This window comes from Bradyrhizobium arachidis, assembly GCF_024758505.1.
Taxonomy (GTDB): Bacteria; Pseudomonadota; Alphaproteobacteria; order Rhizobiales; family Xanthobacteraceae; genus Bradyrhizobium; species Bradyrhizobium manausense_C.
In genome coordinates this window covers 3,185,416-3,199,658 of record NZ_CP077970.1, presented here as the reverse complement: position 1 = coordinate 3,199,658, position 14,243 = coordinate 3,185,416, and the positions used below count along the sequence as shown (strand labels likewise).

General features: G+C 64.3%; 12 protein-coding genes. 10 read left to right on the top strand and 2 right to left on the bottom strand.

Going from position 1 to position 14,243, the window contains the following annotated elements; genetic code table 11:
- Positions 1 to 175: 175 nt before the first annotated feature.
- The 6 genes from KUF59_RS14335 (at position 176) to KUF59_RS14310 (ending at position 6,105) form a co-directional block, all read left to right on the top strand.
- A complete protein-coding gene (locus tag KUF59_RS14335; protein WP_212457765.1) occupies positions 176 to 1,288 on the top strand; it encodes a BMP family ABC transporter substrate-binding protein in 1,113 nt (370 codons plus the stop codon).
- Entirely contained in the window at positions 1,285 to 2,397 is a 1,113-nt protein-coding gene (locus KUF59_RS14330; protein ID WP_212457766.1) for an ABC transporter permease, read from the top strand. Before KUF59_RS14335 ends, KUF59_RS14330 begins: the two co-directional genes overlap by 4 nt.
- A 1-nt stretch (position 2,398) precedes the next feature.
- Positions 2,399 to 3,325 carry an ABC transporter permease gene (locus KUF59_RS14325; RefSeq protein ID WP_212457767.1) on the top strand — a complete coding sequence of 309 codons (927 nt, stop codon included), beginning with the start codon at positions 2,399 to 2,401 and terminating at the stop codon, positions 3,323 to 3,325.
- Positions 3,326 to 3,335: 10 nt separating this feature from the next.
- Positions 3,336 to 4,019 (top strand): biuret amidohydrolase, encoded by a 684-nt coding sequence (biuH, locus tag KUF59_RS14320; protein WP_212457768.1) that lies wholly within the window; start codon positions 3,336 to 3,338, stop codon positions 4,017 to 4,019.
- The gene (locus tag KUF59_RS14315) at positions 4,016 to 5,548 is read left to right on the top strand and encodes an ABC transporter ATP-binding protein (RefSeq protein ID WP_212457769.1); all 1,533 of its coding nucleotides are present in this window, start codon (positions 4,016 to 4,018) and stop codon (positions 5,546 to 5,548) included. The genes biuH and KUF59_RS14315 overlap by 4 nt, the downstream gene beginning before the upstream one ends.
- A gap of 71 nt (positions 5,549 to 5,619) precedes the next feature.
- Complete coding sequence (locus tag KUF59_RS14310; protein ID WP_212457770.1) at positions 5,620 to 6,105, top strand: nucleoside deaminase; 486 nt, start codon at positions 5,620 to 5,622, stop codon at positions 6,103 to 6,105.
- A gap of 197 nt (positions 6,106 to 6,302) precedes the next feature.
- Here KUF59_RS14310 and KUF59_RS14305 read toward each other — a convergent pair whose 3' ends face one another.
- The gene (locus tag KUF59_RS14305) at positions 6,303 to 7,409 is read right to left on the bottom strand and encodes a hypothetical protein (protein WP_212457771.1); all 1,107 of its coding nucleotides are present in this window, start codon (positions 7,407 to 7,409) and stop codon (positions 6,303 to 6,305) included.
- A gap of 575 nt (positions 7,410 to 7,984) precedes the next feature.
- Between KUF59_RS14305 and KUF59_RS14300 the strand changes: the two genes are divergently transcribed.
- The 4 genes from KUF59_RS14300 to KUF59_RS14285 all read left to right on the top strand — a co-directional run bounded on the left by KUF59_RS14300 (position 7,985) and on the right by KUF59_RS14285 (position 12,689).
- Positions 7,985 to 9,556 (top strand): ABC transporter ATP-binding protein, encoded by a 1,572-nt coding sequence (locus KUF59_RS14300; protein WP_212457772.1) that lies wholly within the window; start codon positions 7,985 to 7,987, stop codon positions 9,554 to 9,556.
- Complete coding sequence (locus tag KUF59_RS14295; protein ID WP_212457773.1) at positions 9,540 to 10,631, top strand: ABC transporter permease; 1,092 nt, start codon at positions 9,540 to 9,542, stop codon at positions 10,629 to 10,631. Before KUF59_RS14300 ends, KUF59_RS14295 begins: the two co-directional genes overlap by 17 nt.
- The gene (locus tag KUF59_RS14290) at positions 10,618 to 11,535 is read left to right on the top strand and encodes an ABC transporter permease (RefSeq protein ID WP_212457774.1); all 918 of its coding nucleotides are present in this window, start codon (positions 10,618 to 10,620) and stop codon (positions 11,533 to 11,535) included. The genes KUF59_RS14295 and KUF59_RS14290 overlap by 14 nt, the downstream gene beginning before the upstream one ends.
- 77 nt (positions 11,536 to 11,612) lie before the next feature.
- On the top strand, positions 11,613 to 12,689 hold the full coding sequence (locus KUF59_RS14285) for a BMP family ABC transporter substrate-binding protein (RefSeq protein WP_212457775.1): 1,077 nt from the start codon (positions 11,613 to 11,615) through the stop codon (positions 12,687 to 12,689).
- Positions 12,690 to 12,785: 96 nt separating this feature from the next.
- Here KUF59_RS14285 and KUF59_RS14280 read toward each other — a convergent pair whose 3' ends face one another.
- Positions 12,786 to 14,135, bottom strand: coding sequence for an 8-oxoguanine deaminase (locus tag KUF59_RS14280; protein ID WP_212457776.1), 1,350 nt, complete (start codon positions 14,133 to 14,135; stop codon positions 12,786 to 12,788).
- Between the last annotated feature and the right edge of the window lie 108 nt (positions 14,136 to 14,243).

Below are 14,243 nucleotides of genomic sequence, written 5' to 3'. Positions count from 1 at the left end.
ATCGCCTCTCTGCTCAAGATTCAGACGAAACCAATAACATCGGTGATTCAGTAGCTTAATTCAAAATGATGCCTTCCTAACCTCTGGCACGAAGCTTGCGACATCCTGTTCCGGCTCCGCCAGATCGGCGCAGCCGCCAGTGAGAGGGGCGGTCAACCCGCCAAGGGAGCATCCAATGGATTTTGGCAGGATTTCACGACGGCATTTGTTGCAGGGTGGCGCGGCGCTCTCCTTGGGAGCGGCGGCCGGACTGCGCCCGGCATTCGCGGCCGAGACGACCATCGGCTTTATCTATGTCGGCTCGCGCGATGACTACGGCTACAACCAGGCACACGCGCAGGGCGCGGCGGCCCTGAAGAAGATCCCCGGCCTGAAGGTGGTCGAGGAAGAGAAGGTGCCCGAGACCGATGCGGTCGAGAAGACCATCGAGTCCATGATCAATCTCGACGGTGCGACGCTGCTGTTCCCGACCTCGTTCGGCTACTACAACCCGCACATGGTCAAGATGGCGGCCAAGTACCCGAAGCTCCGCTTCGAGCACTGCGGCGGCCTCTGGAGCGACAAGGATCCGAAGAACGCCGGCAGCTATTTCGGTTACATCGACGAAGCCCAATACATCTCGGGCATCGTCGCCGGCCTGACTTCGAAGAGCAGCAAGCTCGGCTTCGTCGCGGCAAAGCCGATCCCGCAGGTGCTGCGCAACATCAACGCCTTCACGCTGGGCGCCAAGTCCGTCAATCCGAAGGTTACCACGCAGGTGATCTTCACCGGCGACTGGTCGATGCCGGTCAAGGAAGCTGAGGCCACCAACAGCCTGATCGACCAGGGCGTCGACGTGCTGACCTGTCATGTTGACGGTCCGAAGACCATGGTTGAGAACGCCGCGCGGCGCGGTGCCATGGTGTGCGGCTATCACACCAACCAGTCGGCGCTGGCGCCGAAGGCGTATCTCACCGGCGCCGAGTGGAACTGGGAAGCGCTGTATCCGAAATTCGTCAAGATGATCGCCGCCGGCGAAGGCATTCCGAACTTCTACCGCGGCGGCCTGAAGGAAGAGATCGTCAAGACCTCGCCCTATGGCGAAGCGGTTTCGGCCGAAGCGCGCAAGGCCGCCGATGACGCCAAGGCAAAATTCCTGTCTGCGGACGGCTTCGCCATCTTCAAGGGCGGCCTGGTCGACAACAAGGGCAAGACGGTGATCGCCGCAGGCACCGATCGTGGCCAGAAGGATCCCGAGCTGGAGAAGATGGACTACCTCGTCGAAGGCGTGCTCGGAGCGACTTCGTGACAACGGAAGCGGCGGATCCCGTCGAAGCGGTCGGAGCCGTCGCTCCGGCCGCCGATGCCGGCTTCCTCCAGCGCCACGGCGCGACCATCGAATATGTCCTGATCCCGGGCGCGGCACTCGTCGCTGCGCTCGCTGTCTTCGGCATCTTCGTCGCGCTGTTCGGCAAGAGCCCGCTCGATCTCTATTTCTACATGTACTACGGCGCGTTCGGCACCTGGTTCTCCTGGCAGAACACGCTGAGCCGCGCCGCGCCTCTCATTCTCACTGCGCTGTGCACGGCCCTGCCCGCGCAGCTCGGCATGGTCATCATCGGCGGCGAAGGTGCACTGCTGATCGGCGCGCTGTCGGCGACGAGCGCCGCGCTGGCGCTGCAAGGCATGCCGCCCCTCGTGATCCAGATCGCGATGGTCTGCGCCGGCGTTATCGGTGGTGGCCTCTGGATCATGCTCGCGGGCGGCTTGCGCCAATACCGCGGCGTCAACGAGACGATCTCGAGCCTGCTGCTCGTCTATATCGCGCTCGCCATCCTCAACCATCTCGTCGAAGGGCTGATGCGGGACCCCGCGAGCCTCAACAAGCCGTCGACGCGAGAGATCGGTGCGGTGAACATGATCGGCACGATTCCCGGCACCGACGTGCATTGGGGCCTCGTGTTCGGCCTGATCGCCGCGATCACCGCCTATATCCTGATCTATCACACCGTGTTCGGCTTCGCCGCGCGCGTTGCCGGCGGCAACATCCGCGCCGCGAAGATCGTCGGACTCGGTGTCAGCAAGCTCATCCTCACCATCTGCTTCCTCGCCGGCGGCGCCGCGGGCCTTGCCGGCATGGTCGAGGTCGCCGCCGTCCAGGGCCGCACAAACGCCAACCTTGCCGCTGGCTACGGCTTCACCGGCATTCTGGTCGCCTTCCTCGCGCGGCAAAATCCGCTCGCGGTCATTCCGGTCGCGATCCTGCTCGGCGGCATCAGCGCCAGCGGCGGCCTGTTGCAGCGCCGGCTGGGGCTTCCCGATGCGTCCGTGCTGGTGTTGCAGGGCATCATCTTCGTCTTCGTGCTGGCAAGCGATGCGCTCTACGGCCGCATCGGATTCCTGAAAGGCAAGTCCTGAGATGGCAGACGGATCGATCGGACTCTGGACCGTTCCACTCGCCGTGCTCGGCGGCGCCATCCGCGTCTCCACCCCCTTCCTGTTCGTCAGCCTCGGCGAATGCATCACCGAGCGTTCGGGCCGTATCAATCTCGGCCTCGAAGGCACGCTGGTGATGGGTGCCATGAGCGCGTACGGCATCTCTTATGTCAGCGGCTCACCCTGGCTCGGCGTGCTCGCAGCCGGCATTACCGGTGCGCTGCTCGGCGCGCTGCATGCCGGCATCTGCTCGCTGCCGCGCGTCAACGACGTCGCGGTCGGCATCGCACTGATGCTGTTCGGAACCGGCCTTGCCTTCTACCTCGGAAAACCCTTGATCGAACCGACCGCACCGCGCCTGCCCGCGATCGATTTCGGCTGGTGGAGCGACATTCCGCAGGTACAGGCGGCGCTGCGCATCAACGTTCTCTTCCTGATCGGCGTCGTGCTGGCGCCGATCCTGTACTGGGCGTTCCGGACGACGCGCTGGGGCCTCCTGATCCGCACCGCCGGTGAAAGCTCGGATGCCGCACGCGCGATGGGGCATTCCGTGCTGCTGATCCGGCTCCGCGCCACCATGGTCGGCGGCTTCCTTGCCGGCATCGGCGGCTCGTTCCTGTCGCTGTTCTATCCCGGAAGCTGGAACGAGGGCTTGTCCTCCGGGCAGGGCATCACCGCCGTTGCGCTCGTCATTTTCGCGCGCTGGGATCCGATGCTCTGCCTGTGGGCCTCGCTCGCCTTCGGCGGCGCGGCCGCGCTCGGTCCCGCGCTGCAATCGGTCGGCGTCACCTCCGGCTATCACCTCTTCAACGCCGCGCCCTACATTTTGACGCTGGCGATCATGATCATCACCTGCTCGCCGAAGCGCACGCTGACCGGCGCACCGGCCGAATTGTCGATCACCCGCTAGAGAGCACATCATGCCCGAGCGCCATATCAAGTCCGAGCCCTACGCCTGGCCCTACAACGGCGATCTCCGCCCGGAGAACACCGCGCTCATTATCATCGACATGCAGACCGATTTCTGCGGCGTCGGCGGCTATGTCGACAAGATGGGCTATGACCTCTCGTTGACGCGCGCGCCGATCGAGCCGATCAAGAAACTGCTCGACGCGATGCGGAGCCAAGGTTTTCACATCATCCATACCCGCGAAGGCCACCGTCCCGATCTCTCCGACCTTCCCGCCAACAAGCGCTGGCGCTCGCGACAGATCGGCGCCGGAATCGGCGATCCCGGTCCGTGCGGCCGCATCCTGGTGCGCGGCGAGCCCGGCTGGGACATCATCCCCGAACTGGCGCCGCTGCCGGGCGAGCCGATCATCGACAAGCCCGGCAAGGGCTCGTTCTGCGCCACCGACCTGGAGCTGCTGCTACGGGTACGCGGCATCGAGAACATCGTGCTGACCGGCATCACCACCGATGTCTGCGTCCATACCACCATGCGCGAGGCCAATGACCGCGGCTTCGAATGCGTGCTGCTGCACGACTGCTGCGGCGCGACCGACAAGAGCAACCACGACCACGCGCTGAAGATGATCAAGATGCAGGGCGGCGTGTTCGGCGCGGTCTCGACGTCGGACGCCTTCATAGGAGCGATTTCGTGATCATAGGCGAAACACCGCCGCCGAGCGGCGCCTTCGGCGTCGACGCGATCGCCATGACCATGCGGTTCGGCGATTTTCTGGCGCTGGACAATGTCGAGCTGAAGGTCCGCCCAGGCTCCTTCCACGCCCTGCTCGGCGAAAACGGCGCCGGCAAGTCGACGCTCGTCAAATGCATCATGGGCTACTACCATCCGACCGAGGGCGACGTGCTGGTCGGCGGCCGCCAGCAGGCGATCAACAATCCCAAGGACGCGCATGCGCTCGGCCTCGGCATGGTCTACCAGCATTTTACGCTGGTCCCGGCAATGACGGTCGCCGAAAACCTGGTGCTCGCGCGCGACGACGTTCCCGCCGTGGTGGATTGGGGCAAGGAGAAGAAGGAGCTCGAAGCCTTCCTCGCCAAAATGCCCTTCAAGGTGCCGCTCAATGCCAAAGTCTCCGACATCTCCGCCGGCGAACGGCAGAAATGCGAGATGCTCAAGCAGCTCTATCTCAAACGCCGCTTCCTCATTCTGGACGAGCCGACATCGGTGCTGACGCCCGCGGAGGCCGATGAGGTTCTCGGCATGCTCCGTGACATGGTCGTGAAGGGCGAGCTGACTATTCTCATGATCACGCACAAGTTCCGCGAGGTCATGGCCTTTGCCGATGAGGTGACGATCCTCCGCCGCGGCAAGCTCGCCGGCAAAGGTAAGGTCGCCGAGCTCACGCCGGATGCGATGGCGCGCACCATGATCGGCGCCGAGGAGCTGACGGTGCAGCCGCCTCGCACCGGCGAGGCCGGTAAGGCGCGTCTCGAGCTGGAAAAGGTCCGTGCGCTCGACGATGCCGGGGCCATTGCCGTGCACGACGTCTCAATCACCGTGCGTGCCGGGGAGATCGTCGGCATTGCCGGCGTCTCCGGCAACGGCCAGCGCCAGCTCGTCGAAGTGCTCGCTGGCCAGCGCGAGGCCGAGAGCGGCGAAATTCGTGTCGCAGGCGATAGCTATCACGCGACCCGCGAGGAGATGCGCCGGCACAGGATGTCGCTGCTGCCGGAAGAACCGCTCAAGAATGCCTGCGTCGGCGGCATGAGCGTCGCCGACAACATCGCCTTCCGCGAGTTCGACCGTGCCCCCTTTGCCAGCGGCGGCTGGTGGCTCAATCGTGGCGCCTTCCGCGACGACGCCAAGAAGAAGATCGGCCAGTACAAGATCAAGACGCGGACGCCCGATACCCCGATCTCGGCGCTGTCGGGCGGCAATGTGCAGCGCGCAGTGCTGGCGCGCGAACTCGGCGGCGACGTCGAGGTGCTGATCGCGGCCAACCCCTGCTTCGGCCTCGACTTCGCGGCGGTGGCGCAGATCCATGCCGAGATCATGGCAGCGCGGAACCGCGGCGCGGCGGTGCTGCTCGTCAGCGAGGACCTCGACGAACTGCTTGAACTCTCCGACCGGCTCGTGGTCATGTTCCATGGCGAGTTCGTCTACGAGGCTCGCACCAGCGAAGCCGACCTCACCGTGGTCGGCCGGCACATGGCGGGACACTGAACAATAGTTTGAGCATGATCTTTCCGGAAAACCGCTGCGCACTTTTTCCGGATCATGCTCCAGGAGCAGCAATGGCGGACGCACACGACCGCGACGAGCATTTCTTGCGCCTGTCCTTTGCGGTCGCGCGCCGCTCACTGACCCATGGCAACCATCCCTTCGGTTGCATTGTCGTCGATGCCGAAGGCCGCGTGCTGATCGAGAGCGAGAACGGCTACATGCCGGACCATGACGGCACCGCGCATGCCGAGCGCCTCGCCGCGACGCAAGCTTGCCGGACGCTGAGCACTGAGGTGCTCGCGGGATCGACGCTCTATTCCTCAGCCGAGCCCTGCGCGATGTGTGCCGGCGCCATCTACTGGGCCGGCATCGGCCGCGTGGTCTACGGCCTCAGCGAGCACCGCCTGCGCGGCGTCACCGGCAATCACCCGGAAAATCCCACGCTCGATCTGCCCTGCCGCGACGTCTTCGCCAGCGGCCAGCGTCCGACGGAGGTCGTCGGTCCCCTGCTGGAAGACGAGGCCGAAGCGCTGCACGACGGCGTTTGGACGAAGTAGCCGCGCCATTGGGATCGTAGGGTGGGTTAGCCCCGCGGCTGCGCGAAGCGCAGTCCGCTCGGCGTAACCCACCACTTCTGTCTCCGCGGAAAGAAAAGAGGTGGGTTACGCTGCGCTAACCCACCCTACGATATCGAGCAAATGGGAATAGCGCCGTACAAACGTCATGCACGGCGCTATCCCTCAATCGTCAGCGATCAGAACTTCACAGTCACACCGCCATAGACCGTCGACTCGGTGCAGCTGTTGGTACTCTGGCCGGTCGCGGCGACCGTGCAGACGCCGGGCATGGCGTTGTGGTCGAGACCGAACTTGTTCTGCCAATAGCGATAGGCGACCCAGAGATCGACGAAGTGCGAGTATTTTGCACCCCAGGCGGCCTTCGACGCGTCGAAGGTCAGGCGGATCGGCTCGCTGTTGAGCTCGGTCTTGGACGCGGTCGAGAACCGGCCCGGGCCCGACAGTGCTGGAAGGCCGTTGGAGTCGCCCTTCGGCCCGTACCAGCCGGCGCGGCCGCTGATCGAGAAGAACTGGAAATTCTCGGGCAGGAAGCCGAGGTCCATATAGTAATTGATTTCGACCGCCCAGGTCGGCCGGTAGCTGACATTACCGTCGGAGTTGCAGGTCGTGCCGGGAATGCCGGGGCCGAACAGGCCGCACTGCGTGAACGCGTTGTGGTTGGAGAACTCCCAGTACATCAAGGGCGCGACGTTGAAATAGCCCTTGTAGGGAAGGTCGAAGGCGAACTGCAGACCGGCAACGACGTCACGCTTGGCGGGCGCCAGGAAGTTGTTCTCGGTGTTGGCGTCCATGCCGACTTCGAACGAGATGTTGTGCAGCGGCCCCATGGTGAAGGTCTTGGTATTGAAGAGCTCGTTCCAGCCGAAGGTCGAGCGGAACAGGCCGTAGATTTCTGTCGCGCCGGCGCAATCCGCGGCGCCGCCGGTGATGGTCACGCCCGGCGCGACGCACGGGCTGGCGGGGTCGTTGTGACCCGACTTGAACATCGAGATCGTGAAGAAGTTGGTGCCGTAGGCCCAGAGATCGAAATGCGTGAACGAATAGACCTGCTTGGCGGTGGTGCCGTTGATGCTGCCGTCGGGACGGACACTCCACATACCGGGGTCGGTGCCCTTCGGCATCCAGGAGAACGACACGCGGTTGTCGATGACCAGGAAGAACGGGAGGTCGGGCGCTTTCTTGGCCGCCTTGACCGGAAGATCTGCGGCCTCAGCCTGGCCACCGATGGCCAGCGTGGCAATCGACAGCGCCGCTGCTGCCATTGCCTTGAAACGAACCGACATAACACCCCCAAAGTTGAAGCTGAAAAAATCAAGCCCCGGTGGGTGCGACACTTGCGCCGTTCGCCTGAGGTGAGAAGCCTCAACTTTTTCCATGACCTGATGCATGTTTCGGCAACGCGCTGCGCGAGATCGTGAAGGCCATCGCACGTCGCGCGCGTCCGCCGCACGAGCGCGAACGCGTCGTAGCAACACTTTCCCGTTTGTTTATGTTCGGATTTTTCGCTGTGTCGGTAGACCGAATTCGGCGCCGACGCGGCCTCGTCGCTGCACCACTGAAAAGCATACAACGACGTGACGTCTGATGCTCAACTCGACGCCACGACTGCACAGCAGGTTCCGATTTGGTTTGAACCGTCACAAATTTGCAACAGGCGACGCCGTGCTGCGTTATGCTGATGCTCGTAGAAATACCGACGTTGCTGGAGCCGTGGCATCGAGATCGTGGCAGCAAGCGAATCCAGCCGACTTGCCGCAGCTATGAGCAAGGGATGACGCTTTTTCACTACTTACGTCGCGATCTAAATTAGCTCACTATTGAGGCACTTCTCACTTCACCCCTGCACGCGTGACTGCGGATGTTGAATTCGACGCCCAACGGCCTGCATTCCGGCGAGACGCCCCTGCTCCAGGCGATCGGTCTGACCAAGCGCTATGGCGACTTTCTCGCCAACAACTCGATCGACATCGACATCTGGCCGAAGGAGATCCACGCGCTGCTCGGCGAGAACGGCGCCGGCAAGTCGACACTGGTCAAGGCGATCTACGGCCTGATCCAGCCGAGCGCCGGCGAGATCCGCTGGCAGGGCGAGCGGATCGTCCTGTCTGGCCCCTCGGAAGCGAGGACCCGCGGCATCGGCATGGTGTTCCAGCACTTCTCGCTGTTCGACAATCTCACCGTCGCCGAGAATGTCGCGCTTGGCCTCGACGGCAAGGAATCCTTCAAGGACATGTCGGCGCGGCTGGAGCAGGTATCGAAGACCTACGGGCTGCCGCTCGATCCCCGGCGCGAGGTCTGGCAATTGTCGGTCGGCGAGCGCCAGCGCATCGAGATCGTCCGCGCATTGATGCAGGATCCCAAATTCCTGATCCTGGACGAGCCGACCGCGGTGCTGACGCCGCAGGAAGCCGACCAGCTTTTCATCGTGCTCGAGCGGCTCAAGGCCGAGGGCCGCGCCATCCTCTACATCAGCCACAAGCTCGAAGAGGTGAAGCGGCTGTGCGACACCGCCACGATTTTGCGCGGCGGCAAGAAGGTCGCGACCTGCAATCCCCGGCAGGAAACGGCGGCTTCGCTGGCGCGCATGATGGTCGGCGGCGAGATCAAAGAGGTCCGGGCCGCCGCAGGCCGGCAGACCACGGTCCCTCGTCTCGTCGTCAACGACCTCTCGCTTCCACCCGGTGAAGCGCACGGCGTGCGACTGGAGCACATCTCGCTCGAATTGAGGGGCGGCGAAATCCTCGGCATCGCCGGTGTCGCCGGCAATGGCCAGGACGAACTATTCGCCGCGCTCTCGGGTGAGCGGCTGGCGAAGGACCCGGGCACGGTCGTGATCGAAGGCATCGCGGCCGGCCACATGTCGATCACGCAGCGGCGCAAGCTCGGCGCCGCCTTCGTCCCGGAGGAGCGGCTCGGCCACGGCACTGCACCGCGCATGAGGCTCTCGGAAAATGCGCTGCTGACCGGCCACGCCGCGAGCGGCATGGTCAGGCACGGCTTTATCGACACCGCGGCAACGCTCAAGACCGTGGACAAGGCCACCGAGGTGTTCGACGTCCGCAAGGCCAAGCGCGATCCGGAAGCCGCGAGCCTGTCCGGCGGCAATCTGCAAAAGTTCATCGTCGGCCGCGAGATCCTGCGCAATCCGGCCGTGCTGGTGGTGAGCCAGCCGACCTGGGGCGTGGACGCAGGCGCTGCCGCCGTCATCCGGCAGGCGCTGCTCGATCTCGCAGCCAGCGGCGCGGCCGTGCTGGTGACGAGCCAGGATCTCGACGAGCTTGCCGAAATCGCCGACCGCATCGCGGTCATGTTCCACGGCCGGCTGTCGCAACCGCTCGCTACAGGTGAGGCTACGCGCGAAAAGCTCGGCCTGTTGATGGGCGGAAGCTCGCTGGACCAGAAGGAGGCCGCGCATGCAGCTCGTGCTTGAGAAGCGCGCCGAGCGGTCCAACACCATCGCGCTGGTCTCGCCGCTGATCGCGATCGGCCTCACCATCGTAACCATGTCGATCCTGTTCGCCGTCCTCGGCAAGAATCCGCTGCTCGCGCTGCATGCCTATTTCATCGCGCCGCTGACCGACGGCTATTCGCTCCAGGAGATCGCGGTGAAGGCGACGCCGCTGGTGATGATCGCCATCGGCCTGTCGCTCTGCTATCTCGCCAACGCCTGGAATATCGGCGCCGAAGGCCAGTTCCTGATCGGCGCCGTTGCCGGAAGCTGGATCGCGGTGAAGACGCAAGGGACGGACGCCGGCGCCTGGGTGCTGCCTGCGATGCTTGTGCTGGCCGCCGCCGCCGGCGCGCTCTATGCGCTCATCCCGGCGATCTGCAAGGTGAAGTTCGGCGCCAGCGAGATCCTCACCAGCCTGATGCTCGTCTATGTCGCCGACCTCTTCCTCGACTACCTCGTCCGCGGCCCCTGGCGCGATCCGCAAGGGTTTAATTTCCCGACGACTGCGGAGTTCGATCCCGTCGCGACCGTCCCCGTCCTGATCGAAGGCGGCCGGCTGCATCTCGGCACCATCATCGCGCTGCTGGTGGTTGCGGCCGCAGCCGTCCTGCTCGGCCGGACCATCAAGGGTTTTGAGATCCGTGTGGTGGGAGCAGCGCCCCGCGCCGCGCGGTTCGGCGGCTTCAATGCCAACCAATTGGTCGTCCTGACCTTCGCAATCTCAGGCGCCCTGGCCGGGCTCGCCGGAATCATCGAGGTCGCCGGTCCCGTCGGTCACCTGCAGCCCGGCATCTCGCCTGGCTACGGCTTTACCGCGATCATCGTCGCCTTCCTCGGCCGGCTGAACCCGATTGGAATATTAATTGCTGGCCTTTTCCTCGCCTTGACCTTCATCGGCGGCGAGCAGGCCCAGATCGCAATGAAAATTCCGTTGGACGTGACAAAGGTCTTCCAAGGCATTTTGCTGTTCTACGTGCTCGCCTGCGATTCCCTCATCCTCTATCGTTTCCGGCTGGTGTTTCCGAACCGTCAGGTGGCCCGTGTTACTGGTTGAAGCCATCATCCTCTCGGTACTTGCAGCCTCCACGCCGCTGTTGATTGCGGCGACCGGTGAGCTCGTGACCGAGCGCTCCGGCGTTCTCAATCTCGGCGTCGAAGGCATGATGATCATGGGCGCGGCCTGCGGCTTTGCCGGCGCCTGGCTCACTGGCTCGACCATCATCGGCGCGCTCTGCGGCATTGTCGCGGGCATCCTTATGTCGCTGATCTTCGCGCTGATGACACTCGGGCTCGCCGTCAACCAGGTCGCGACCGGACTGGCGCTGACCATTCTCGGCGTCGGACTGTCCGGCCTGATCGGCGCAGGCTTTGTCGGCGAGCGCATCGCGCCGGCGGCCCATCTCGACCTTCCCGTGCTCACCAATATTCCGCTGGTCGGCCGCGTCGTGTTCGGCGAAGACGGTTTGGTCTATGTCTCGCTTGCCCTCATCATTGGCGTCTGGTGGTTCCTGTACCGGACCCGCCCCGGGCTGATTCTGCGCGCCTGCGGCGACAACCACGTCTCCGCGCACGCGCTCGGCTATCCTGTGCTGCGCATCCGGACGTTTGCGGTGATGTTCGGCGGTGCCTGCGCCGGCCTTGCCGGCGCCTATCTGCCGCTCGCCTATACGCCATTCTTCATTCCCGGCATGACCGCAGGCCGGGGCTGGATCGCGCTGGCACTGGTGGTGTTCTCGTCCTGGCGGCCGGGCCGTCTCGTCGTCGGCGCCTATCTGTTCGGCGCGGTGACCATCCTCCAGCTTCACGCACAGGGCTGGGGCATCGGCGTTCCCTCGCAATTCATGTCAGCGTTGCCTTATCTTGCAACCGTCATCGTCCTGGTTCTTCTGTCCCGTGCGCGCACCGGCGGCTCGACCGCGCCGGCTGCGCTGGGTACGGTGTTCGTGCCCGACCGCTGATCGATTTTTCGCAATGCGCGCGATGGGGCGCGGGCATTTGCGGAGTGTGGCTTTCCCCGACTGTTTGGAGATTGACGATGAGGAAAACAATTCTTGCGGCTGTTGCAGGGCTCCTGCTCGCCGGGAGCATCAGTGCGGCCTCCGCCGCCGACAAGCTGAAAGTCGGTTTCATCTATCTCGGCCCGATCGGCGACCTCGGCTGGACCTACCAGCACGAGCAGGGCCGCCTGGCGCTGGTGAAGGAGCTCGGCGACCAGATCGAGACCACCTATCTCGAGAACGTTCCTGAGGGTCCCGATTCCGAACGTGCGATCGAGCAGCTCGTTCGCGCCGGCAACAAGCTGATCTTCACGACGTCCTTCGGCTACATGGATCCGACGCTGAAGGTCGCCAAGAAATATCCCAACGTGCATTTCGAGCACGCCACGGGCTACAAACGCGCGCCGAACATGTCGACCTATTCGGCAAAGTGGTACCAGGGCCGCTACATCCAGGGCCAGATCGCGGCCAAGATGTCGAAGAGCGGCGTGCTCGGCTATATCGGCTCGTTCCCGATCCCCGAGGTCGTCTCCGGCATCAACGCGACCATGCTCGGCGCGCAAGCGGTGAACCCGAACATCAAGGTCAAGATCATCTGGGTGAACACCTGGTTCGACCCCGGCAAGGAGGCCGACGCCGCCAAGGCGCTGCTCGATCAGGGCGCCGACATCATCATGCAGCACACGGATTCACCGGCAGCGATGCAGATCGCGAGCGAGCGCGGCAAGCTCGCCTTCGGCCAGGACTCCGAGATGATCAAGTTCGGCCCGAAGGCGCAGCTCACCTCGATCCTGGACACCTGGGGCCCCTACTACATCGAGCGCGTCAAGGCCGAGCTCGCCGGCACCTGGAAGTCCGAGGATAGCTGGGGCGGGCTCGACAGCCACATGTTCGCGATGGCGCCCTACACCAACATGCCTGACGACGTGAAGAAGGCCGCCGAGGAGACGCAGGCCGCGATCACCTCCGGCAAGCTGCATCCGTTCAAGTGCCCGATCGTCGGGCAGGACGGCAAGGAAGTCGAATGCAAGGGCGGCGCAAATCTCGACGCCGGCCAGATCCTCGGCATGAACTTCTACGTCAAGGGTATCGACGACAAGCTTCCGGGCAAGTAGCACGCTTCTTGCTTCAGTAAATCACCTGCTCCTCCCGGAGGAGGTTCGGAGGGGGTGGCCACGAGAACCCGGCACTCGTGGCTTCCCCCTCTTCTTTTATCCGGCCTGCATTTTCCGCGCGGCCGCGCTGTGGCGGCGGCTCAGATCGGGAACGTCAAGTCCCGGGATCGCGCCGTCGATCACCACCCATTTGCCTGCGACCATGACGCGATCGGCGCGATGCGCGCCGCACAGCACGAGGGCAGCCATCGGATCGCCGTGGCCGGAGAAGCGGAGTTCATCGAGCTTGAACAGCGCGATATCGGCGGCCTTGCCGACGGCGATCTCGCCTAGCTCGGGACGGCCGACGCAGGCTGCCGAACCCTTGGTCGCCCAGCGCAGCGCATCCTTGTGGCTGACCTTGGTCACGCCATAGCGGGCACGTTGCAGCAGGAACGCCGCGCGCACCTCCTGCATCAAATTGGACCCATCATTCGACGCGGAGCCGTCGACGCCGAGGCCGATCCCGACGCCTGCCTCCTCCATCTCGCAGACCGGACAGCAGCCGGACGCGAGGATCTGGTTGCTGCACGCGCAATGGCTGATCGTCGTTCTGGCCTTGGCCAACCGCTTCATCTCGTCAGCGTTGAAGAAGATGCCGTGCGCGAGCCAGGTCCGCGCATTGAGCCAGCCGCATTGTTCGAGATAGTCGAGCGGACGGCAGCCATACATCTGCTGGCAGAAGTGATTCTCATCCTCGGTTTCCGCCAGGTGGGTGTGCAGGCGAACGTCGAGCTTGTCGGCGAGATCGGCAGTCGCGCGCATCAGCGAGGTCGTCACCGAGAACGGCGAGCATGGCGCGAGCGCGATCTGCACCATGGCGTCCGCGCCGCGCTGGTGATGTTTTGCGACCACGCGCGCGCTGTCGGCAAGGATCGTATCTTCGTCCTGCACCACGCTGCCAGGCGGCAGGCCGCCATCGCGCTGCGACAGGTTCATCGAGCCGCGCGTCAGCAGCACGCGCACACCGAGCCTCTTTGCTACGCCGACCTCAATGTCGACGGCATCTTCCAGGCCGGCGGGAAACACGTAGTGATGGTCGGTCGTGGTGGTGCAGCCCGACAGCAGGAGTTCCGACATCGCCACAGTCACGCCGAGCTCGAGTGCTTCCGGCGTCATCCTGGCCCAGACCGGATAGAGCGCCTGCAGCCATGGGAACAGCTCGCGATCCATCGCCGCCGGCAAGGCGCGCGTCAGGGTCTGGTAGAAGTGATGGTGGGTGTTGATCAGCCCGGGCAGCACGACATGCTCGCCCGCCTCGAAGACGGTGACATCGGCCGTGGCAGGCTTGCCGCCGGCCGGCACCATTTCCACGATCTGCCCCTCGCGGACCACGATCCCGCGCTCGGCGCCATCAGCGAGGATCGCGAGGGGATCCTTGATCCAGATCGGCTTCATCATGTCCATGTTTCAGCTTCTCCTGCCGGCCGGCTGGGTCCATTCCTGCAAGGCAGGGGCCAGCGCAACCAGCAACTCTTGTTGCGACTTGGCGCCGGTCTTGCAAGACTTGTTGTG